23 protein-coding genes and 1 pseudogene are annotated in these 21,896 nt (G+C 61.1%); 12 read left to right on the plus strand and 12 right to left on the minus strand.

What is annotated here, in order from left to right; translation table 11 throughout:
• Together ACP7AP_RS14445 and ACP7AP_RS14450 are read right to left on the minus strand one after the other, a co-directional pair.
• Positions 1-420: DUF4279 domain-containing protein (locus tag ACP7AP_RS14445; protein WP_426034944.1), on the minus strand; the 420-nt coding region annotated here is incomplete at its 3' end.
• Between the two features lie 61 nt (positions 421-481).
• Positions 482-1,129 carry a carbonic anhydrase gene (locus ACP7AP_RS14450; protein WP_426034946.1) on the minus strand — a complete coding sequence of 216 codons (648 nt, stop codon included), beginning with the start codon at positions 1,127-1,129 and terminating at the stop codon, positions 482-484.
• Between the two features lie 146 nt (positions 1,130-1,275).
• Between ACP7AP_RS14450 and ACP7AP_RS14455 the strand changes: the two genes are divergently transcribed.
• The 3 genes from ACP7AP_RS14455 (at position 1,276) to ACP7AP_RS14465 (ending at position 3,958) form a co-directional block, all read left to right on the plus strand.
• Positions 1,276-1,668: a hypothetical protein gene (locus ACP7AP_RS14455; protein ID WP_426034948.1), complete on the plus strand. Its 393-nt coding sequence runs from the start codon at positions 1,276-1,278 to the stop codon at positions 1,666-1,668.
• A 93-nt stretch (positions 1,669-1,761) separates the two neighbouring features.
• Positions 1,762-3,138: a leucyl aminopeptidase family protein gene (locus ACP7AP_RS14460; protein WP_426034950.1), complete on the plus strand. Its 1,377-nt coding sequence runs from the start codon at positions 1,762-1,764 to the stop codon at positions 3,136-3,138.
• 1 nt (position 3,139) lies between these two features.
• Positions 3,140-3,958, plus strand: a complete 819-nt coding sequence (locus ACP7AP_RS14465; RefSeq protein ID WP_426034952.1) for an NlpC/P60 family protein — start codon at positions 3,140-3,142, stop codon at positions 3,956-3,958.
• Between the two features lie 116 nt (positions 3,959-4,074).
• Here ACP7AP_RS14465 and ACP7AP_RS14470 read toward each other — a convergent pair whose 3' ends face one another.
• Both ACP7AP_RS14470 and ACP7AP_RS14475 read right to left on the minus strand, forming a co-directional pair.
• Positions 4,075-4,422 carry a DUF2794 domain-containing protein gene (locus tag ACP7AP_RS14470; RefSeq protein ID WP_426034954.1) on the minus strand — a complete coding sequence of 116 codons (348 nt, stop codon included), beginning with the start codon at positions 4,420-4,422 and terminating at the stop codon, positions 4,075-4,077.
• Positions 4,423-4,898: 476 nt separating this feature from the next.
• Positions 4,899-5,891 (minus strand): asparaginase, encoded by a 993-nt coding sequence (locus tag ACP7AP_RS14475; RefSeq protein WP_426034956.1) that lies wholly within the window; start codon positions 5,889-5,891, stop codon positions 4,899-4,901.
• 193 nt (positions 5,892-6,084) lie between these two features.
• Between ACP7AP_RS14475 and ACP7AP_RS14480 the strand changes: the two genes are divergently transcribed.
• The 7 genes from ACP7AP_RS14480 (at position 6,085) to ACP7AP_RS14510 (ending at position 11,492) form a co-directional block, all read left to right on the plus strand.
• Positions 6,085-6,606 (plus strand): invasion associated locus B family protein, encoded by a 522-nt coding sequence (locus ACP7AP_RS14480; protein ID WP_426034958.1) that lies wholly within the window; start codon positions 6,085-6,087, stop codon positions 6,604-6,606.
• Positions 6,607-6,795: 189 nt separating this feature from the next.
• On the plus strand, positions 6,796-7,089 hold the full coding sequence (locus ACP7AP_RS14485) for a hypothetical protein (RefSeq protein ID WP_426034960.1): 294 nt from the start codon (positions 6,796-6,798) through the stop codon (positions 7,087-7,089).
• 134 nt (positions 7,090-7,223) lie between these two features.
• Positions 7,224-7,706: a 6,7-dimethyl-8-ribityllumazine synthase gene (locus tag ACP7AP_RS14490; RefSeq protein ID WP_426034962.1), complete on the plus strand. Its 483-nt coding sequence runs from the start codon at positions 7,224-7,226 to the stop codon at positions 7,704-7,706.
• A 107-nt stretch (positions 7,707-7,813) separates the two neighbouring features.
• Positions 7,814-9,010, plus strand: coding sequence for a 23S rRNA (adenine(2503)-C(2))-methyltransferase RlmN (gene rlmN, locus ACP7AP_RS14495; protein WP_426034964.1), 1,197 nt, complete (start codon positions 7,814-7,816; stop codon positions 9,008-9,010).
• Positions 9,011-9,230: 220 nt separating this feature from the next.
• The gene (locus tag ACP7AP_RS14500; protein ID WP_426034966.1) at positions 9,231-10,274 is read left to right on the plus strand and encodes a fatty acid desaturase; all 1,044 of its coding nucleotides are present in this window, start codon (positions 9,231-9,233) and stop codon (positions 10,272-10,274) included.
• 4 nt (positions 10,275-10,278) lie between these two features.
• The gene (locus tag ACP7AP_RS14505; RefSeq protein WP_426034968.1) at positions 10,279-10,950 is read left to right on the plus strand and encodes a dienelactone hydrolase family protein; all 672 of its coding nucleotides are present in this window, start codon (positions 10,279-10,281) and stop codon (positions 10,948-10,950) included.
• 86 nt (positions 10,951-11,036) lie between these two features.
• On the plus strand, positions 11,037-11,492 hold the full coding sequence (locus tag ACP7AP_RS14510) for a hypothetical protein (RefSeq protein WP_426034970.1): 456 nt from the start codon (positions 11,037-11,039) through the stop codon (positions 11,490-11,492).
• On the opposite strand, the gene ACP7AP_RS14515 is transcribed toward ACP7AP_RS14510, so the two are convergent.
• Positions 11,477-11,608, minus strand: coding sequence for a hypothetical protein (locus ACP7AP_RS14515; protein WP_426034972.1), 132 nt, complete (start codon positions 11,606-11,608; stop codon positions 11,477-11,479). The genes ACP7AP_RS14510 and ACP7AP_RS14515 overlap by 16 nt on opposite strands.
• Positions 11,609-12,096: 488 nt before the next feature.
• Here ACP7AP_RS14515 and cysD point away from each other — a divergent pair, with 488 nt between their 5' ends.
• The gene (gene cysD, locus ACP7AP_RS14520; RefSeq protein ID WP_426034974.1) at positions 12,097-13,044 is read left to right on the plus strand and encodes a sulfate adenylyltransferase subunit CysD; all 948 of its coding nucleotides are present in this window, start codon (positions 12,097-12,099) and stop codon (positions 13,042-13,044) included.
• A complete protein-coding gene (gene cysN / locus ACP7AP_RS14525; protein ID WP_426034976.1) occupies positions 13,045-14,970 on the plus strand; it encodes a sulfate adenylyltransferase subunit CysN in 1,926 nt (641 codons plus the stop codon).
• Between the two features lie 60 nt (positions 14,971-15,030).
• On the opposite strand, the gene ACP7AP_RS14530 is transcribed toward cysN, so the two are convergent.
• The 7 genes and pseudogenes from ACP7AP_RS14530 to ACP7AP_RS14560 form a co-directional block, all read right to left on the minus strand.
• A complete protein-coding gene (locus ACP7AP_RS14530; RefSeq protein ID WP_426034978.1) occupies positions 15,031-16,614 on the minus strand; it encodes an iron ABC transporter permease in 1,584 nt (527 codons plus the stop codon).
• Positions 16,602-16,976: an iron chelate uptake ABC transporter family permease subunit gene (locus ACP7AP_RS14535; RefSeq protein WP_426034980.1), complete on the minus strand. Its 375-nt coding sequence runs from the start codon at positions 16,974-16,976 to the stop codon at positions 16,602-16,604. The genes ACP7AP_RS14530 and ACP7AP_RS14535 overlap by 13 nt, the downstream gene beginning before the upstream one ends.
• A complete protein-coding gene (locus ACP7AP_RS14540; protein ID WP_426034982.1) occupies positions 16,973-17,902 on the minus strand; it encodes an ABC transporter substrate-binding protein in 930 nt (309 codons plus the stop codon). Before ACP7AP_RS14540 ends, ACP7AP_RS14535 begins: the two co-directional genes overlap by 4 nt.
• Positions 17,903-17,911: 9 nt before the next feature.
• On the minus strand, positions 17,912-18,679 hold the full coding sequence (locus tag ACP7AP_RS14545; protein ID WP_426034984.1) for an ABC transporter ATP-binding protein: 768 nt from the start codon (positions 18,677-18,679) through the stop codon (positions 17,912-17,914).
• Positions 18,666-19,718, minus strand: a complete 1,053-nt coding sequence (locus ACP7AP_RS14550) for a siderophore-interacting protein (RefSeq protein WP_426034986.1) — start codon at positions 19,716-19,718, stop codon at positions 18,666-18,668. Before ACP7AP_RS14550 ends, ACP7AP_RS14545 begins: the two co-directional genes overlap by 14 nt.
• Positions 19,715-21,418 carry an ABC transporter ATP-binding protein gene (locus tag ACP7AP_RS14555; RefSeq protein WP_426034988.1) on the minus strand — a complete coding sequence of 568 codons (1,704 nt, stop codon included), beginning with the start codon at positions 21,416-21,418 and terminating at the stop codon, positions 19,715-19,717. Before ACP7AP_RS14555 ends, ACP7AP_RS14550 begins: the two co-directional genes overlap by 4 nt.
• Before the next feature lie 87 nt (positions 21,419-21,505).
• Positions 21,506-21,790: pseudogene (locus ACP7AP_RS14560) on the minus strand (TonB-dependent receptor domain-containing protein); the annotation flags it as partial.
• Between the last annotated feature and the right edge of the window lie 106 nt (positions 21,791-21,896).

Raw genomic sequence — 21,896 nt, forward strand, 5'->3', positions numbered from 1 at the left:
GCGTTGTAAGAGCGCCAGTTCGTCGTGCGGTAGGTCGGAGGTGCAGGTTTGCTCATACCCTGCGACTAACACCTTGCAGTCACGCAGGGAATCCCTCACGATTTGTGCAACAGAGCCCCGTAACCGCGCCAATAAAGCATTCACATGCGCATCCAATTCTTCGGTGTCATTGCACCCACTGTCGAGCTTCCAGCAAGAAGAAGGCCGCCGCAAAATATGCCCGCGCCTCTGAAAACTGTCACCGGCTTTCCAACATTCTGTGGGCTCTAACCCAAGAATCCCTGTCATCTCAGTAGGATAAAACGAACCCACCGCACGGAAATATGCATACTCGCGATTCGTATCAGCCGAATTTGACAACGGTGTTCCTATTGCATAAGAATTTTCGGCTGATCTGCAGACCAAGCGTTGGGCAACCATCGTTTCTGATCATCGCCCCGCATCCATTCGATGCCAGCTGGGACCTCTGCACATCCCCGCCTCAAACCGGCACAAACGCACCCTTTGCGGGGTCGTATTGCTCCAACCCACCCTCGCCCGTATCGGTCCACAACCCATGCAGGGTCAAACGGTCATCCTCAACAGCGGCTTTGATGAAGGGGAAGGTCATCAGGTTTTCCAACGAAACCAGCACCGCCTCACGCTCTAGCGCGGGTTGTTGCAACTCGGGCGCCAAGCCGGAAATCCGTTGATAGCCGGGGCGCAGGATGTCCATCCAGCGGCCGACGAAGCTGGTTTTCTCTAACAATTCAGGGGCATGGCCGCAGCACATATCAAGGCAACCCTTGACCCCGCCGCAGTTGGAATGGCCCAGCACAACGATATGGGCGACGCCAAGGCTCATCACCGCATATTCCACCGTGGCCGAGGTGCCGTGATACTCGCCATCGGGGTTATGCGGCGGCACAAGGCCCGCGATATTGCGGTGGATGAAGAATTCGCCTTCGTCCGCGCCGAAGATAGAGGTCACATGCACCCGGCTGTCGCAGCAGGAAATCACCATGGCGCGCGGGTGCTGGCCACTGGCGGCCAAACGGCGATACCACGCCTTATTGTCTTGATATGTCGTGGCTTTCCAGCCCTGAAACCGTTGCACCAGATAGTTTGGCAGCGCGCGAATGTGGTTCATGGTGATCCTTCTCGGCTCGGGCTCGGCTTGGTTCTTGCCCGTCATTATGCTGCAATCGCAGAAAATTCGAGGGATTTCTTTCCGCCGCAGCAACGATTTCTTCAGCACGGTGGCGCAAAGTGGCGATGGGTGTGTCGGAGGGTGTTATGGAAAAAGTGGTGGCTTTGCGGCCAAAGGAACGGGTGCGGCAGGATGCCGAGCCGATTGCAACGATTTATCGGAATTTGGGCACTTCGGGCGGCGAACAGGTGGTCACGCGGGCACTGGGCGAGCTGGCGCTGACGATGGCCGGGTTGGCGGCCCAAGTGCGCGCGCATGAGATGGGCGATCTGTTGCGGCAGCTGCGCCGGTTGCAACGCATGGCCGAGAATTTGGGGATGGTGTCTTTGGGCGTGGTGGCGGGGGATTTGCGCGCCTGCCTGGAGCGGGCGGATACTACGGCATTTGCCGCCGTCTGGGCGCGGCTGTTGCGGATTGCCGAGCGGTCTTTGGCCTCGGACAAGGCGCTGCTGGAGCAGTTGGATCAGACGCCGTTTTAAGGCTTTGGTTGGGGCCAAGTCGGGGGCCAAGTCGGGGGCTTGCGGCGGCGGATGGAAGCGGTAGGGTTTGCGCAGATTTGGAAGGATGCGCCGATGGGTCCCGCTTTTGCTGATGCTGATGCTGTGTCGCGCCCGCTCTATGTGGTGGGGGCCGAGGCGCTGGCTGGGTTTCTGGCAGGGCAGGATGCAGCGGTGCGCGGGTGGCTGACGGATGCGGGGTTTGAGGCATCTTTGAGCGATCTGCGGTTGATCCCCGGAGCGGATGGCGTGGCTGCGGCGGTGATTGGGTATGGCAATTCTAAGGCCCGCGCGCGGCAACGGTTTGCTTTGGCAAAGGCCGCGACTTTGCCCGCAGGCGCGTGGCATCTGGTGGGCGATCTGACGCAAGCGGCGCGCGATGAGGCGGCTTTGGGCTGGCTGTTGGCGCAGTATCGCTTTGATCGCTATCGCAAGCTGAAGGCTGCGGAACCTGCTGAATTGGTACTGCCCGAGGGTTGCGATGGCGCGCGTCTGCTGGCGATGGCGGCGGGCGAGTATCTGACCCGCGATCTGATCAACACGCCGGCGCAGGATATGGGGCCGGAGGAGTTGGAGGCAGCGTTTGTCGCTTTGGCCGGTCGGTTTGGCGCACGGGCCAAGGTGGTGAAGGGCGCGGCGCTGCTGGAGCAGAACTTCCCGATGATCCATGCTGTCGGGCGGGCCTCGCCGCGAGAGCCTCGGTTGTTGGAAATGCATTGGGGCTCTGCGGGGCCCAGCCTGACGTTGGTGGGCAAGGGCGTGTGTTTTGACACCGGCGGGCTGAACATCAAGACCGCGGGCATGGCGCTGATGAAGAAGGATATGGGCGGGGCAGCCACGGTGATGGGACTGGCGCAGATGATCATGCAACTGGGCCTGGCCGTCAGGTTGCGGGTGATCGTGGCGGCGGTAGAGAATGTCATCGCGGGCAATGCGTTGAAGCCGAAGGATATTCTCACCTCGCGCAAGGGGCTGACGGTAGAGGTGAATGATACCGATGCTGAAGGCCGGCTGGTGCTGGGTGATGCCTTGGCTTTGGCGACCGAAACCCCGACCGATGTGCTGATCTCGATGGCGACGCTGACCGGGGCGGCGCGCACGGCGCTGGGGCCGGATCTCGCGCCCTATTACACCGATGATGCGGCGATGGCGCAGGCCTTGGAACACGGCGCACAAGAAACCTTTGATCCGGTCTGGCGGTTGCCGTTCCACACGCCCTACGAGCCGATCATCGAACCCGGCATCGCAGATCTGGATAACGCACCGGGCTGGGGTTTTGCCGGATCGGTGACGGCGGCGCTGTTCCTGAAGCGCTTTGCCGATCACCCGCGCTATATGCACTTTGACATCTACGGCCACACGCCTGCCGATGCGCCAGCGCGGCCAAAGGGCGGCGTTGGCCAAGGCGCGCGAGCCATTCTCGCCGGACTTCCCGCCATGTTGGGGCTGTAAGATGGACCGTCGCCTGACCCCCGCCACCGCCCGCGTCGCCCATATCACGATGAAGGGTCAAATCGACGCGCCCCGCTTCACCGAAGGCGAGAAACGCCGCATTGCCATGCCCTTGGTCGATCTGCTGCGAAGCCCCGGTGGGGCGCGGGACCGTCAGGTGCTGCTGGGCGAAACCTTTACCGTCATTGACCATCAAGACGGCTATGCTTACGGCTTTGCGGCCAAAGATGGCTATTGCGGCTGGCTGGCTGAGGCAGCATTGGGCGAAGGCCCCAAGCCCACGCATTGGATAGCCACCCCCGGCACGCATCTCTATCCCGAACCCCGTGTGCAAGCGCCCGAAATCGCGGCGCTGAGCATGGGCGCGCAGGTTGCGGTGCTGACGCAGGGCGCGAAGTTCACCGAAACCAGCCAAGGCTTCATCCCGACGCCGCATCTGCTGCCGCTGGGCCAATACCACAAAGACCCGATCAGCGTCGCCGAAGGCTTTCTTGGCGTGCCGTATCTCTGGGGTGGCAACAGCCGCGCGGGGATAGATTGCTCGGGCCTTGCGCAAACCGCCCTGCTCGCTTGCGGCATCCCAGCACCGGGGGATTCCGATCTGCAACAAAATCTGGGCCATGACATCCCAGAGGGCGAGGCGCTGCGGCGGGGTGATCTGCTGTTCTGGAAAGGTCATGTCGCGTTGGTGGTCGACTCCACGCGATTGATCCACGCCAATGGGCACACGATGTCAGTGGCTTATGAAGATATCAACGCCTGCATCGCGCGCGTGCTGACAGCCGAGGGCGCTCCGGTCAGCCATCGGCGCAGACTCTAGGTCATCCTCTCTGCTCAAATATCCCGGGGTCCGGGGCTGGCCCCGGGGGTTAGCCATCCAAGGGACCTGAACAAACCTTATCCCACGATTTTTGCGCGAAAAATCGAGACCGCTGGTCACTCTACCGGACGGATCAGCTTCTGCTCTAACACCCGCAAAACCCCCGCCAGATCATGGCCGCGGCGCAGGATAAAACCGTCCATGCCGACCACCGCATACATGCCCTGCTTGGCCCGTAGCTTCGGGCGCTTTTCGATCCGGTACAGTGGGAATTCGGCGGTGCGGCGGAACACCGAGAACACCGCCGCCTCGCGCAGAAACGACAAGCCGTAGTCGCGCCATTCGCCCGCCGCGACCATCTGGCCATAAAGCCGCAAAATCGCGCCAAGCTCGTGGCGATCAAAAGTAACCTGATCCGGCAGGGGCTCTGGCGTAAGAAAAGGGGTCGGCGTTTGCACCGTCATGACGAAAGCTTACCCGAGGCCCGTCTCAAATCAACCCCGCAAATCACCCCCCTGCAAATCAATGCTAGCTCAACCCCAGCGCGAAAAAACCTCGCAACGTTGGGAACTCGCGCCCCGATTTTGCCACCACAATACCCGTAAATGGCCGCGCGGCTTGCGTATTGCCGCCGCGTTCGGGCGGCATAAAGAACGGGCTACAGTGAACCTAAACCGGTGGAGCAGGTCTTTGCCCCCGCCCAGCTTGCTTCACCGGCGCTGTCGCAACAAAAGGCCTCTGTCGCAAGATAGGGGTCTTTTCCATGTGCAGCAGCACGGTAAAATTCGAGCCCGCCCACGCAAAAAATCTGGTTTCATGACGCTTCACCACAACATATTGTGGAAATTCGCCTCAAATGCGCTCAAAACCACAAGTGGTTCCCAGCGGGGAAGGCTGCCGCGCTTGGAAAGCCGCCCCACGAAACAGCTGTCAGACGCGGTTACATAAACCCCGAGGCCAGCCGCAACTCACCCACCGTCAGACCCCGGCAGTTGATCTGCGGCGCGGGCAGCCGCTTTTGCGCCATCGGATGCGCGGCATCCAACACGCCAAGCTGCGCCAAGATCGCCACCAAAGCGGCTTCCGAGGCGCGGGAATTGCCGTCCTCGATCTTCAGCGCAATGCCAAGCTTCTTCTCGGGGATGATCGCCACGAACACCGCCTCCGCCCCGGTCTTGATCGCCACACGCCCGCCCATCGCGCGCATCAATTCGGTGCAAGCCCGGCCCTCACCTGCGACCAACTCGGGATACGCCGCCATAGACCGCGTCAAGCGATGCATCGCCCGCTCCCGTGCAGGTCCGGTCTCATCAGCAGAGGCGAATTTCGCCATGCCTCTGGCCAAGCCCGCGACGGACATCGCGAAATTCGGGGCGGAACAGCCGTCGATGCCATAGCCTGCGCTGGCCTCCCCGGTGACCTCCTCGGTCGCCGCCTTGATCGCCTTTTGCACCGGGTGGTCAAGTTCGACATATTCCGGCCCGGCTTTCAAATGCCGGGTGGTGGTGAGAAATCCTGAATGTTTGCCCGAACAGTTGTTGTGCAACTGGCAGGGGGCTTCGTGGCCCAAAATCAGCCGGTCGCGCTCGGCCCGGTCATAGGGCTCATGCGCGCCACAGCGCAGGTCAGGCTCGCCCAGACCCAGATCGGAAAGCCAGCGGCTGGCCATGTTGACATGCAAAGCCGCACCCTGATGGCTGGCGCAGGACAAAGCGATATGGGCATCACTTAAGCCCGCCGCATCGGCAGCACCTGATTCCAGCAAAGGCAGCGCTTGCAACATCTTGCAGGACGAGCGCGGAAAGATCACCCGGCCCGGATCGCCCCAAGCCTGCACCACCTCGCCGTTCTCATCGCAGATCACCGCATGGCCGCGATGGGTGCTTTCCAGCAACCCGCCGCGCCAAAACTCGACCATTTCCGCTGCAGCCATGGCATCCCCCCGTCACATATGCGCGATTTTCTGCCCGTATCGCCCCGGCAGGGCTTTCATGGACCTGTGTTTTTCGGTTATGCATGGCATATCGAGTGAATGTGCCCCGCGCTACCGAAAAACCGCACCTGAAGCGGAGTTGGGCGGGCAGAGGCAAAGCGGCTTGGAGGCTGAATAAAAAATGACAAGCTGGATGACGCGCGCGCTAGGCGTGACGATGATTTCCATGACAGGGTTTGCGGCACTTACCCCTGTGGCGATGGCGCAAGAATCCACCAATCGCGTCGCCACCATGACGGATTGGAGTGTTTTCGCCGACAAGAACCCCACCGAATGTTGGGGCGTGTCCAGCCCGAAGGAAACCGTGAATACCAAAGATGGCAAGCCTGTCTCGGTGCGGCGCGGTGATATTTTGCTGTTCGTCACCTTCCGCCCCGGTGTGAATGGTGAGACCTCGTTCTCGGGCGGCTATCCGTTTGCGCCGGGGTCAACAGTGAAACTGGATGTCGATGGCACCGCGTTTGATCTGTTCTCGGATGGTGAATGGGCTTGGCCGGGAACCTCTGAGGATGATGCTGCGATTCTGGCTGCGCTGAAAAAAGGCACCACGGCGGTGTTGACGGCGCGTTCGGCCAAGGGCACCCAGACCAAAGACAGTTTCAGCCTGCGCGGCTTTACTGCGGCGATGGACGAAGCTGCCAAGCAGTGCAAATAAGCGCCTGATCCGACCGAACGTCAGGTCAATTCACGTTTTCGCAACCGGGGCCGCGCGCCTCGGTTGTTTGCATTTGGGGTTGTTGTTCGCATTTTCGTGAGTGCGGTTGATTTTGTTCTTTATATGTTCTATATCTGAAGTCCACAACCAAGCCGAATCTGAAGTCCAGAACCAAGCCGAGGTGATGATATGGAAGACACCACATTTGCCATCGCTGCGACCGAACGGCAGTTGTCTTACGCGCGATCATTGGCGCAGCGCAATGGCGTCAATCTACCGTGGGAGGTGCAGCTGGATCGCCGCAGTCTCAGCGCCTGGATCGACGCGCAGGCCAAGATGCGGCCGATGGAGTCCGATGGCCGTCCGACCTCAAAGCAGGTCGCCTTTGCCGAGAAAATCGCCCGCATCAAGCGCCGCGCGGTGCCTGATGAGTGTTTTCGCGATCGGATGCTGTTGTCGCGCTGGATCGACAGCAATCGGTAAGCGGCGGGGTTAGCGTAAACAGGTCGGAAACGGCATGGAAACCGTGCCATTTCATCTGTCTACCTGCGATGTTTCAGAATATGCATCCATTGCCCCGCACTTGCGCCGAAGATATGCAGGGGCACCTCTTTTGCATGGAATCTGCCGCAATGACCCAAGCCCTGAAACCCGCCCGCATCGCCTTTATCAAAGCCCGGTGGCATGCCGAGATCGTCGACCAAGCCCACAAAGGCTTTGTCGCAGAGGCGCAGACCCTGCTGCCGGGGGCGAAGATTGACGCGTTTGAGGTGCCCGGCGCTTTTGAGATGCCGCTGGTGGCGAAGAAACTGGCGCAAACCGGGCGCTATGATGCGATTGTCGCGGCGGCTTTGGTGGTGGATGGCGGGATTTACCGGCATGATTTCGTGGCAGGCGCGGTGGTGACCGGGCTGATGAATGTCGGGCTGGACACTGGCGTTCCGTGCTTTTCGGTTTCCCTCACCCCGCACAACTTCCAGCCGGTCGATACGTTGATCGCCTATTATACCGCGCATTTCGTCAAGAAGGGCGCGGAAGCCGCCCATGCGGTGCAACAGATTTTGGCGCTGGACGCGCAACTGGCAGCCGTCAAAGTCTAAGCTCTTTGCGGCGACCGCTATTGGGCTGAAACTGCGCATGCATTGCGTGGTTTCGTTTTGCCCGCGAATCCCCTATATCGGTCGCTTCAAAGCCCAAGGACTTCGCCATGACGCCCGCCCCGATTTCTGCCGCCCCGATCACCCAAGACGTGCTGACCATTCCGCGCAAAACGCCTAAGGGTGGCAAGCCCAATCTGGTTGGCATGACCCGCGACCAGATGCGCGCGGCACTGATTGCGGCGGGCACGCCTGAAAAGGCCGTGAAGATGCGGCTGGGGCAGGTTTGGCAATGGATCTACTTCTGGGGCGTGCGCGATTTTGACCGCATGACCAATCTGGCGAAGGACTATCGCGCGCTGCTGGCCGAACATTTCGTGGTCGAGGTGCCCGAGGTCGTCACCAAGCAGGTCTCGACTGATGGCACCCGCAAGTATCTGGTGCGCATCGCTGGCGGGCATGAGGTTGAGGTGGTCTATATCCCCGAAACCGACCGAGGCACGTTGTGCATCTCCTCGCAAGTTGGCTGCACGCTGACCTGCACCTTTTGCCACACTGGCACGCAAAAGCTGGTGCGCAACCTGACGGCGGCAGAAATCGTAGGCCAAGTGATGCTGGCACGCGATGACCTTGGCGAATGGCCCAATCCGGGGGATCGCAATGTTGAGACTCGGCTGGTCAGCAATATCGTGCTGATGGGCATGGGCGAGCCTTTGTATAATTTCGAAAACGTCCGCGATGGCATGAAAGTGGTGATGGACGGCGAAGGCATCGCCTTGGGCCGCCGCCGCATCACGCTATCAACCTCTGGCGTGGTGCCAGAAATTGCCCGCACCGCCAATGAAATCGGCTGCCTGCTGGCGGTCAGTTTCCACGCCACCACCGATGAGGTGCGCGATGTGCTGGTGCCGATCAACAAGAAATGGAATATCGCAACGCTGCTTGATGCGTTGCGCGACTATCCGAACCTGACCAATTCGGAACGCATCACCTTTGAATATGTCATGCTGGATCATGTCAACGACAGCAAGGAAGACGCCTACCGCCTGATCGAGTTGCTGCGCGGCATCCCGGCCAAGGTCAACCTGATCCCGTTCAACGAATGGCCGGGCGCGCCGTATAAGCGATCATCCGGCAACCGGATTCATGCCTTTGCCGATATTCTGCACAACGCGGGTTTCTCCACCCCGATCCGCACCCCGCGCGGCGAGGATATCATGGCGGCCTGTGGGCAGCTGAAATCTGCCACCGAAAAGCAACGCAAATCGGCGCTGAAAAACGCGCCGAAAGCCACTGCCGCTGAGTAAAATCGCCGCAGCTCGCCGAATTCCGCCGATTGTGTCAACACAATGGAACCTTGCGACAAGTTTACGCTTCACAGCAGACCGCGCTGGCGTCATGATGCGACAACCGTTAACGAAACAGCAACGACGGTCTGGCATCATCGCTGGACCCAATCAACACAAGGCGCTTTTCAGGCGCTGCGGCCTTCCGGTGGCGAACCGGGCGAGCGTTGGGGCGCTTTTGATGACAGAGACTGATCTGGCCGAACAGGCCCCGGTGTCGCACCGCTCTGCCAAAGAGTGGGTGCTGGTTTTGGCGAAATATCGCGAGCCTTCGACGTTCCGTTCGGTGTTTGAGTTGGCGGCGACGCTGGTGCCGTTCGTGATGCTCTGGGGCTTGGCTTGGGTGTCGCTTGAGATCAGCTATTGGCTGGCCTTCGTGATCGCGGTGCTGAACGGGGTGTTTCTGGTGCGGATCTTCGTGATCCAGCATGATTGTGGCCATGCCTCGTATTTCTCCAGCCGCACCGCGCAAGATTGGGTTGGGCGCTGTCTGGGCGTGCTGACGCTGACGCCCTATGATGTCTGGCGGCGTACCCATTCGATCCACCACTCGCATCACGGCAATCTTGATCAGCGCGGCATCGGTGATGTGCTGACCTTGACGGTGGAAGAATACCGCGCTCGCAGCAGGGTGGGGCGGTTTTTGTACCGGCTGTACCGCAATCCGGTGGTGCTGTTCGTGTTGGGGCCAAGCTATCTGTTCATCCTGCAAAACCGCCTGCCGTTCGGACTAATGAACAAAGGCTGGCGCTATTGGACTTCCGCGATGGGCACCAACGCGGTGATCGCCATCGGGGTGGGGCTGATGATCTGGCTGGGCGGTTGGATGCCGCTGTTGCTGATCTATCTGCCGACTTCGGTGATTGCGGCGACGATCGGGGTCTGGCTGTTCTATGTCCAGCACCAGTTTGAGGAAACCCATTGGTCAAAAACCGAAGACTGGCAGCTGCATGAGGCCGCGCTGGAAGGCTCGTCGCATTACGTGCTGCCGCAACCGCTGCGCTGGTTCACCGCAAATATCGGTATCCATCATGTGCATCACCTGTATAGCCGCATTCCGTTCTACCGACTGCCAGAGGTGTTGCGCGACAATGCCGATCTGGCAGAGGCTCAGCGTTTGACGATTTGGGAAAGTTTCCAGTCCGTGAAGTTGCATTTGTGGGATGAAAAACTACAAAAGCTTATGTCGTTCCGAGAGGCGAAACGACTGTACGGAAGGGCTTGAACCTATGAGTGAAGATATTCGGCTGACGGCGACCGATGGCTTTGTCTGTGATGCCTATGTGGCACGGCCTGCGGGTGTGCCAAAGGCGGGCATTGTGGTGGTGCAAGAGATTTTCGGCGTCAACGCCCATATCCGCAGCGTGGCGGATCGCTATGCAGCCGAGGGCTATCTGGCCGTAGCGCCTGCGCTGTTTGACCGCGCCGAGCCGGGGTTTCAATCTGGCTACCAACCCGAGGATATGCCGCGCGCTTATGCGATGATCGGCAAAGTTTCCAGCGGGCCAGCCTTGCTGGATATTGCCGCAGCGGTGGCTTTTGCGGCTGAGGCGGGCAAGGTTGGTGTCGTCGGCTTTTGTTGGGGTGGCACTTTGGCGTGGTCGGCGGCGGCAGATTTGCCGGGGCTTTCGGCGGCGGTCGGCTATTACGGTGGCGGCGTGTTGGGGCTGACGGATTTGCAGCCAAACTGCCCGACAATTCTGCATTTCGGGGCGCAGGATGGCCATATCCCGGTGGACAAGGTGCGGGAATTTGCAGCGTCGCGGCCTGAATTGCCGATCTTCATCTATGACGCCGACCACGGCTTTAACTGCGATGCGCGTGGGTCTTATGACGCGACTTCGGCCAAGTTGGCACAAGAGCGGACTTCGGCGCATTTCGCCAAATATCTGGCGGCCTGATCGTTAAACGCCCCGGCTTCGTCCGCAAGGTGTGGCAATCGGTTAACCCGCGCTTAACCATCGGCTGCGATGCTGAAGCGATGGAGATGCATGAAATCATTCTAAAACTGTCCGAAACAACCTTCGCTGCGCTTTCAAGCGTGGCGAAGGCGGAAGATGTAAGCATCGGCCAAGTGATCCGCGATGCGATCAACCGTGATCTCAGCCGCCGCGAGAAAGCGAAGACGCCTGTAAGGGCGGATGAGCGGCTCGTCGCTCCCTTGCGGGCGCTTCTCGCTGATGACTTCGCCTATGCGCGAGATTGGGATGATCTGATGCATCGGCTGCGCAAAAAGGGCTACCGGCTGGCCGAGGCGGGCGGCGGTTTGATCCTGCAAAATCACGCCTCCGGCCAGCGCTTGTGCAAAGGCTCCGAGCTGGGCTACAGCTACACGCAACTGCTGCGCAAATTCGATGCGCCGTTTCCCGGTCACGCCCACAACGCCCTGCTCAACCGGATACGTTATGAGACTTCGAGTTCGCCCGCTCACGATATGCGTTGACGCCGCGGTTTCACCTTGCCCACGCCAACTGCCCGCGGCTTTTGCAGCGACAGCACCGCCAATGCTGCAATCAGGCACATCATTCCAGCGACCTGCAAGGCGGGCATATAGGTCATCAGATCATCCCGGATCGCCCCCGCACCGTAAGCCGCTGTGGCCGCGCCAATCTGGTGGCCCGCGAAAATCCAGCCAAAGGCGAGGTTGGCTTTGTCGCGAATAAAGATATCTTGACGCCCCGTGCCGCGTCGATAGATACCACGGCGACGAAGCTTGGCGTTTTGGGCCAGGGTTTTTCGTGCGTTTCAGACCAGCCCGGCGAGGACGATGCGTTTTGGTGACGGCAGATGAATAGGCAAGCGAGCCCCCCGCACAGGTTTGCGGATCTTTCTGCGCGGCACCCGGCAGAAAAGAAGGCAATTCCAGCTTTCGCCGCTTTGCTGGAACCAAATCAACCGCCGCTTCCCCGCTTTGCGCCTGTACGCGCACGCCCAAGCGCTATCTGGGCCAACATTCTTGGATATTTTGACCGTTTGGCACTGCCCCCGCTGGTACGCGCGGGCGAAAATTGCCAGATAGCAGCAGCCCATCTTGAAGGAAGCCGATGATGACCACCAGCACCTCCGCCGTAACTGGCGCCGCGAACGGCCTTTCCGCCAGCACGCTGACGCATTTGCAGCGGCTTGAGGCCGAAAGCATCCACATCATGCGCGAAGTGGTGGCCAATGCCGAAAACCCGGTGATGCTGTATTCGGTCGGCAAAGATTCGGCTTGCATGTTGCATCTGGCGAAAAAAGCCTTCTATCCGGCACCGCCGCCGTTCCCGTTGTTGCATGTGGATACGACATGGAAATTCCGCGCCATGTATGAGATGCGCGCCCGCGCCGCCCAAGAGGCCGGGATGGAGTTGATCGTCTACCAGAACCCCGAGGCGTTGGAAAAAGGCATCAACCCGTTTGATCATGGCCCGATGCACACCGATATGTGGAAGACCGAAGGGTTGAAGCAGGCGCTGACCAAGTATAATTTCGATGTGGCCTTTGGTGGCGCGCGCCGGGATGAGGAAAAATCCCGCGCGAAAGAGCGGGTGTTCTCGTTCCGCTCGGCCAACCACCGCTGGGACCCGAAAAACCAGCGGCCAGAACTGTGGAAGCTGTATAACACCCGCAAATCCAAGGGCGAAAGCATCCGCACGTTCCCGATTTCAAACTGGACAGAATTGGATATCTGGCAATACATCCATCTGGAAGGCATCGAGATCGTGCCGCTGTATTTCAGTGAAATGCGCCCCGTGGTCGAACGCAACGGCCTGTTGATCATGGTTGATGATGACCGGATGCCGATGGCCCCCGGTGAAGTGCCGGAAATGAAATCGGTGCGCTTCCGCACTTTGGGCTGCTACCCGCTGTCAGGCGCTGTGGAATCTGAGGCCCGCACCTTGCCCGAAGTCATTCAGGAAATGCTGCTGACCACCACGTCAGAACGCCAAGGCCGTGCGATTGACCATGATCAATCCGCCTCGATGGAGAAGAAGAAACAAGAGGGGTATTTCTAAATGACCGCCAATATGAATACCCAAGTGGACCCCATCTACGTCACCGACCAGTTGATCGCCGACGACATTGACGCTTATCTGATCAAGCACCAGCACAAAACCATGCTGCGGTTTATCACTTGCGGCTCGGTCGATGATGGCAAATCCACCATGATCGGGCGGCTGCTGTATGACAGCAAGATGATCTTTGAAGACCAGCTTGCGACGCTGGAGCGTGACAGCAAAGCCTCTGGCACCCAAGGCCAGGACATCGACTTTGCGCTGCTGGTCGATGGTCTGGCGGCAGAGCGTGAGCAAGGCATCACCATCGACGTGGCCTATCGTTTCTTCGCCACCGACAAGCGCAAGTTCATCGTCGCTGACACGCCGGGGCACGAGCAATACACCCGCAACATGGTGACCGGGGCTTCCACCGCCGATCTTGCCGTGATCCTGATTGATGCCCGCCAAGGCGTGCTGACGCAGACCCGTCGCCATTCTTACCTGGTGAAGCTGCTGGGCATCAAGAACGTGGTGCTGGCCGTCAACAAGATGGATCTGGTCGGCTACTCCCAAGAACGCTTCTACGAAATCGTCAAGGATTACAGCCATTTCGCCAAGCAGATCGGCATGACCAATTTCCTGCCAATCCCGATTTCCGGCCTGAAGGGTGAGAATATGATCACCCGGTCAACGGAAATGCCATGGTACACCGGCCAGACGCTGATGGAACATCTGGAAACCGCGCCCGTCAACGACGCGCGGATGCTGGATGTGCCGTTCCGCATGCCGGTGCAATGGGTCAACCGTCCGAACCTTGATTTCCGCGGCTTTGCGGGCCAGATCGGTGCGGGCATCATCAAACCCGGCGATGCAATCCGCGTGCTGCCTTCGGGCAAGACCACCACGGTGAAATCCATCGTCACCTATGACGGCGATCTGGATCAGGCGATTGCCGGCCAATCGGTGACTCTGACCTTCGCCGATGAAGTCGATTGCTCACGTGGTGACGTGATCGTCAAGGCGGACGAGCCTTGCGAAGTGGCGGATCAGTTTGAGGCCACCTTGGTGTGGATGGACGAACATGAAATGCTGCCGGGGCGTCCGTATCTGCTGAAAATCGGCACTCAAACCGTGACCGCCACGGTGACAGAGCCGAAATACGAGGTGAATATCAACACATTGGAACACCTCGCCTCGCGCACTTTGGGGCTGAACGCGATTGGTGTCTGCAACCTGTCGATCGACCGCGCCATCCCGTTTGAGGCTTACGCTGTCAACCCTGACCTTGGCGGTTTCATCCTGATCGACCGGATGACCAACGCCACCGTCGCCGCCGGGATGATCCATTTCGCTTTGCGCCGCAGCCAGAATATCCATTGGCAGGCGGTGGATGTAGACCGTGACGCGCATGCCGCGCTGAAAACCCAGAAGCCCGCCGTGGTCTGGTTCACCGGACTTTCGGGGTCCGGTAAATCGACCATCGCCAATCTGGTCGAGAAAAAGCTGCACGCTTTGGGCAAGCACACCTTCCTCCTCGATGGCGATAACGTCCGCCACGGTTTGAACCGCGATCTGGGCTTTACCGATGCCGACCGGGTGGAAAACATCCGCCGGGTGGGTGAGGTTGCCAAGCTGATGACCGATGCGGGTCTGATCGTGCTGACCGCCTTCATCTCGCCGTTCCGCTCTGAACGCCGGATGGTGCGCGATCTGATGGCGGGCGGCGAGTTCATCGAGGTCTATGTCGATACCCCCTTGGCGGTGGCCGAAAGCCGCGATGTGAAGGGGCTGTACAAGAAGGCGCGCGCCGGTCAGTTGAAGAACTTCACCGGCATTGACAGCCCCTATGAAGCCCCGGAAGCCGCCGAAATCGTGGTCAACACCACCGATTTGGCGGCAGAAGCAGCGGCTGACCGTATTGTCGAGGCATTGCTGGCGCGTTGATTAGTGTGCATTGAACGCAAAGGCCGGGATCACTCCCGGCCTTTTGCATTTGAGGTAACCCTAGGCCAGCACCCTTCTGCGCGCCAATAACAGCAGGAAATAACTGCCACCCAGAACAGCCGCCACCGATCCGGCAGGCAGTTGCGAGGGGTACAGCACAATTCGACCCAACCAATCCGATAGCACCATCAGCGGCGCGCCGGCAATCGGGGCCACGATCAACTGATCCTGCATCCGCCGCGCCCCCAGCAACACCGCCAGATGCGGGCCGACGAGGCCGACAAAACTGACCGGCCCCATAAACGCCGTCACCGCTGCCGTCAGGCCCGCCGCGAGCAGCATCAACCCCCGCCGCGCCGGAACCAGCGCCAAACCCCGCCCCATCGCAATGCCGTCGCCCGCGCCGAGCAGGGTCAGCGGGCGCAAAGCCAGCGCGGCCAAGATCAGCCCCACGACTGCACAACCCATCAAACCCAATGCCCGCGCGGCGTCGATGCGGTAGGTCGATCCGCTCATCCAGCCCAAGATCGCAAAGGTCTCTGCCGTGCTACCCGCCATCGACAACCGCACCAGCGCATCAAGGCCCTCGCCCAGCGCAATGCCGATCAATGCCAACGCTGCCGGGGCATGAGAATGTCTGCGCCCAAACCACAACACCAACGCCAACGCCGCGCCACACGCCGCCAGTGCCACAGGCAGACGTGCTGCATGGATCGAACCACCCGTCAGCAAAGCCACCCCCACCAAGGCCGCCACCGCCCCCGCCGACATACCCAGAATATCCCGGCGCGCCAGCGGGTTACGGATCAGCCGTTGCAGGATACAGCCCGCCAAGGCCATGCTCGCCCCAGCCGCTGCCGAGGCCAAAACCCGCGGCCAGCGCAGCGACAGCAGCATCGGATCAAACGACAGCGCCCAGCCGCTCTGCGTCACCCCAACGAAAAGCGTCGCGAAAACCAACCCCGCAAACCCAACGCCCAGCAGAACCGCCTGCCGCATCCCCACCCGCGCCGCCCCCGCAGGTAAAGGATGCACTGCGTGATCTTCCGCCCCCAGCTTGCGCCACAGCAGCCAGATCAGCGCCACTGCCCCGGTCAAGGCCGCAGTCGCTCCGGTCGGCACGATGTTGGCCACCAAGGCCTGCGATGCCAAGGCCAACACATCCGCCGCAATCAGGCAGGCAGCACCCAAAGCCGCCGAGACCCACAACTCAGTCCCTGCCCGCCGCGCGCCGATCAGCCGCGCCATGTTCGGGGCGACCAATCCGATGAAACCGATCATCCCCACCGCTGTGACAGAAACCGCCGCCAGATGCAGCGCCGCAAGCGCCGCCGCCAAAGCCACCGGCCACAAAACCATGCCGCGCCCGCCCGCCGCCTGCGCACCCAAGCGCAAAAGGCTCAGCGGCCGCACCAACAGCGCCGCAATCGCCACGCCGGGCAACAGACGCGGCAATATCCACAGCGCAGGTCCCCAACTGGTCTGCGTCAGATCGCCCGCGCCCCACAGGAACAAATGCTCGGTATAGGGGTTCGCCAGCAGCATCGCGGTGGCTGCCATTGAGCCGAACAAAAGGTTCACCGCCATCCCCGCCAAGAGCGCTTGCATCCCGACCAGACCGCGCGCACCCGTCACCGCCAGCACCCGCCAGCGCCACCCATTCCGAATGTCCCCCACCCGGCAGCACAATCGCTGCCAAAAATCAAGGCCAGCCAAGCGCCGGAAGACACCCCCATCGTCATCGGCGACACCAGCGCGTTCTGCGTCAACTGTTGCATCAGAGAACCCGCCAGCCCCAGCCCCAGCGCCGCGCCGACCAGCGCCGCCATCGCCAAACGAGGTAACGCGCCTTGCACAAACAGCGCATCGGCGAAATCTTGCGGCGCGGCCTTAGTCAAAAGCTGCGCCATACGCGCCACGGGCAGGTCAGCGCCCAATGCCAGATGGCTTGCGCAATGCGCCAATATCACCAGTACAGTAAGGGTAATTTTCGCCGTGGGATTCACTTGGCAACCGCCTCGGGAGGCACCGTCAGCAAGGCCGCCTCAAAACCGCGCGCCAGCCGAGTGATCGACAAAGCACCGCCATAACTCCACACCGGGCGCACATCCGCCAGTCGTCCCGCCTGCACGAACGGCAGAAACGCCCAGATCGGCGTCTGCCGCAGCGCCGCCCCAGCCATATCCGGGCCGATCGCCAGCACAATCCCGGTCTTGGCAGCCGCAAGGTCTTCGGCCTTCAGCAAGGTGATGCCCCAGCGACTTTTCGGCTGCGGCAATTCGGTGCTGAACCCCAGCCGATGCAGCACATAGCCCGGCATCAAATTGGCACCGTTGACAGAGGCCGAGGTCGCATCGTTCAGCCGCACCGCCGTGACCTTGGGCAAGGGCGCGCCAAAATGATCGGCCAAGCGCTTGGCGATGGCATGCAGTTCCAACTCTTGCGCCGCCAACTTCTGCTCCGCCAAGCCCCGCGTGCAAGTGAGAGTGCCAAGGCTGAGGAAAATCTCTTTCGCCGCCGTCGGGTTATCCTGCGTGATATCAAACGCCTGATAGACGACCACCGGGGCGATCTGCTCCAGCACCGGCACCAGTGCGGGATCAATATCGGCGGTGATGATCACATCCGGGTGCAGAGCGGCAAGGGCTTCAAGATTCGGCTCGGCGCGCAGGCCCAGATCGACGGCCGCCGCAGGCAGGGCGGGGGAAACCATCCAATCGGCATAGGCGGCAGGTTCGGCAACATCTGCGGGGATGATGCCAAGATCCAGCAGTGCCTCGGTCACCGACCAATCCAGCACCGCGATCTTCTGCGGTGGGGCGGCGAATGTCTGCGGACCACGACGGTCGATCACCGTCACCGGATCAGCAACGGCGGGCCCGACAAGAACAAACTGGGCGAGCAGACAAACGGCGGTGATCAAAACGCGCATCGGATTTCCTTAAGCCACCACGGCCAGCGGCAACTGGCCCGCAAGACCGGGCGCCACTTGCATCGGCACCGCGTAGAGCATCGACAGAATTGCAGGCGTCAGAAGCGCTTGCGGCGCGCCATCAAACGCAATCCGCCCCTCCCGCAACGCCACCATCCGATCAGCAAAGCGCGCGGCGAGGTTGACATCATGCAGCACCACGATCACCCGCCGACCCGTCGCATCGACCAGCCCGCGCAACAACCGCATCACCTCGTAGGCATGGCCGGGGTCCAAAGCCGAGGTCGGCTCGTCCAGCAACAAAATCGGCGCGTCTTGCGCCAACAGCATTGCGATATAGCCGCGCTGCCGCTCACCGCCCGACATGGTTTCGACCAGAGCCTCTGCGTGCTGCATCCCCCCGGTAGCGATCAAAGCGGCCTCCACCGCCGTGTGATCCTGCACCTGCCAGCGCCGCAAAGCCCCGCGCCACGGATAGCGGCCAAGCCGCACCAACTCCCCCAAGGTCAGGCCGGGAACAGGGGGCAGCCGCTGCGGCAGATAGGCGATCTGCTGCGCTAATTTGCGCTGACCGATGTCGGCTAGGGGTGTATCGTTGAGGAAAATATGCCCCGTGGTCGCGGTATCGGTACGCGCAAGCAGCCCCAGCAGCGTCGATTTGCCTGATCCATTATGCCCCAACACCACCGTCAGCCCTTCGCCGCCAAGCATCAGCTTGTCCAGCGCCAGCACTTCGCGCGCGCCATGCAGGCGGCGGATGCCCTCAAGCCTGAACATCACGCACCCAATAGCCGCTGATCGTGGTTTCACCCTTGGCCCAACCGCTTGCAGCGTTGAACTGCCCGCGCAAGCGCTGACACTGCGCACGTTCCCCGGCGATCCACAAATGCCGCCCGCCCGCCCGTCCCGCCGCTGGAAGTTTCATCGTCGCCAACCCGCCTTCCAAGCTGTCACCCGCGCTGCGGAACAACCAGCGCAGTTCCACGCCCGCCGGGCAAGCCAAGGGTTGCACCGCACTCGCATCCGGCACCAAGATCAACACCTGCCCCAGCGTATCGGGCGCAGCAGCTTCCAATATCCGCGCGATGGCAGGCAAAGCTGTCTCGTCGCCCACCAGCGCCAAATGCCGTGCCATCGGCAGATAGCCGCCACCCGGCCCAATCAGTCCCACCAAAGCGCCGCGCTGCACGCCTTCGGCCCAACGGCAAGTGCGACCCTCGCCATGCAGGAAAATATCGACCTCCAACCAGCCCGCCGCCGGATCAATCGCGCGGATGGTGTAGACAGGGTCGTGCAGTTTGTCGTCGCCTGCGGGCCAAACCGTGCGGCCCGCGTCCGACACCAAAGGCCAGACCGCCACGCGGCCCTCGGCCGGCAACAGCAGGCGCAAATGGAAGCCACTGATGGCAAAAGGTGCCAGATGATCCGCCGCAATCCGCAAGCGCACATAGCCCGCGCCGGGATGCGAGATCGCCAGCACCCGGCCCTGCCGAAAATTCGGCGGAGTTTGCAGCTTCGGCAAGGCGCGGTCCCAGATCAACCTTGGGCCAAGCGGGGCATCAAAACCCTCCACCAGCCCCGCGACCGCCTCGCGCAGCACGAACAGGTCGGTGGCGGACATCGCGGTGACACTGATCAGCATCGCCTGCTCGCCGGGGGCAAAGCTGAGACTGCCGCTGGTGAAGTTGACGCGCAGCCCACCTTGCGGCAGCGCAGCCGGATCAAACGCCGCATAGACCTCGGCCAGATGCGCCGCCAGTGCCCCCGGCGCATCCAGCACGCGGCCCGTCAGGGCAAGATCATCAGCGCGGATCATGCGGCGTGCAGATCGGCATAGCGACCGCCCCGCAGGCTTAGATCACCATGGGTTCCGACCTCCACAATCTGGCCCTGATCCATCACCACGATCTTGTCGGCATGGCGGATGGTCCCCAAACGGTGCGCGATGATAAACGTCGTCCGCCCTTCTGAGAGCCCATCCAAAGCCGCCTGAATTTCACGTTCGGTCTGGGTGTCCAACGCCGACGTCGCCTCATCCAAGATCAACAGAGGTGGGTTTTTCAGGAAAACCCGAGCAATGGCAACCCGCTGCTTTTGCCCGCCCGACAGCATCACGCCACGCTCGCCCACCACGGTGTCGAGGCCCTGTGGCAAGGCGGCAATCGTCGCCTCCAACTGCGCCGAAGCAGCGGCGGCGAGGATCTCGGCATCCGTAGCCCCCAGCCGACCATAGCCGATATTGTCGCGCAGAGTGCCGCTGAACAGGAATACATCCTGCGACACAATGCCGATCTGCGCCCGCAGGCTGGCGAGAGTCATGTCCCGCAAGGCGATGCCATCAATGCTGATCTGCCCCGAGGTCGGCTCGTAAAACCGGGGCAACAGCGCCAGCAAAGTGGTCTTGCCCGCGCCCGAAGCGCCCACAAACGCCACCGTCTGCCCCGGCTGCACCGTAAAGCTGACATCGCGCAGCACCGGGCGTGCGGGATCGTAGCCGAAGCTGACATAATCAAACTGCACAGCACCGCGCAGCGCAGGCGCCGCCACCGCACCCGGCGTGTCCACCACATCCGGCTTGGTTGCCATCAGATCGAGATACCGCCGGAACCCCGCGATCCCCTTCGGATACGTCTCAATCACCGAGGCGATTTTCTCCAACGGCCGGAAATACACGCCGACCAGCAGCAGGAACGCCACAAACCCCCCCGCCGTCAAAGTCCCGTTCAGCACAAAGCCCGCGCCCGCGACCATCACCATCACCTGCACCGCGCGCATACCGACATAGTTCAGCGTCGAGGAAATCGACATCACCTTATAGGCGTCCAGCTTGGTGCGGCGGTAACTGGCGTTATCTTTCGCAAACAACGCCCGCTCGTGGTCTTCATTACCAAACGCCTGCACCACCCGGATGCCGCCGACGTTTTCCTCTATCCGCACATTGAAATTCGCCACCCGGTCATAAATCGCCCGCCATGTCGCGGTCATCCGCCCACCGAAATACATCACCAGCAGCGCGGCCAGCGGCACGATCACCACCGTCATCCACGCCAAGGGCGCATGCACCGTCAGCATCAGGATAAACGCGCCCACAAAGGTCATCACCGCGACGATCAGATCTTCCGGGCCGTGGTGCGCAACCTCGCCAATATCCTCCAGATCGCGGGTGACACGGGCGATCAGATGGCCGGAATGCTGGCGGTCAAAATAGCCCCAAGACAGCCGCTGCAAATGGTCAAACGCCCGCCGCCGCATTTCGGTTTCGATATTGATGCCCAGCATATGGCCCCAGTAAATCACAATCGCCATCAGCCCCGCGTTCACCACATAAATCGCGCACAAAGCCACCGCGAAGATCACCGTCAGCGTCCAATTCCCCTGCGGCAGCAGCCAGTCGATATAGCCGCGCACCGCCAGTGGAAATGCCAGCTCCAGCAGGCCCGACACCACGGCACAGCCGAAATCCAGCCAGAACAGGCCCATCCAAGGGCGGTAGTATTCAGCGAATTGACGAAGCATGAAGCACTCTTTTCAGGAAAACGGCGGGCGTGGTTGCTGGGGCAACTTCGCGGGCTATGGCGGCAAGATCAACCCGCCCCCCTCATATCAAAACGTCTTGCGCAGGCTGATCGAGGCATTGCGCCCCTCACCGTAGAAGCACGAGAACCCGGTCTGGCAGGATGCCACATAGGTTTCATCGGTGACATTCGAAATCGCGAGATTGGCGGTCCAGTCATCGCCGAACTTATAGCTCGCGCCCAGATCGAACAACCTCACCTCCGGCACTTTCAGCGTATTGGCATTGTCAGCCCAACTTGCGCCAGACCAGCGCACGCCGCCCGTCAGGGTCAAACCTTCGACCTGCGCAGGCGACCATGCCAGCTTCAACGCGGCTTGATCCTCAACCGTCGCATAGGGGCGTCTTGCCGATCAGCGTAGCGTCCACATCATCCGTCACCGACACATCCAGCTTGGTCAAAGCGCCCGCCAGCACCAG

The organism is Cypionkella sp. TWP1-2-1b2, from assembly GCF_049896245.1.
GTDB lineage: Bacteria > Pseudomonadota > Alphaproteobacteria > Rhodobacterales > Rhodobacteraceae > Cypionkella.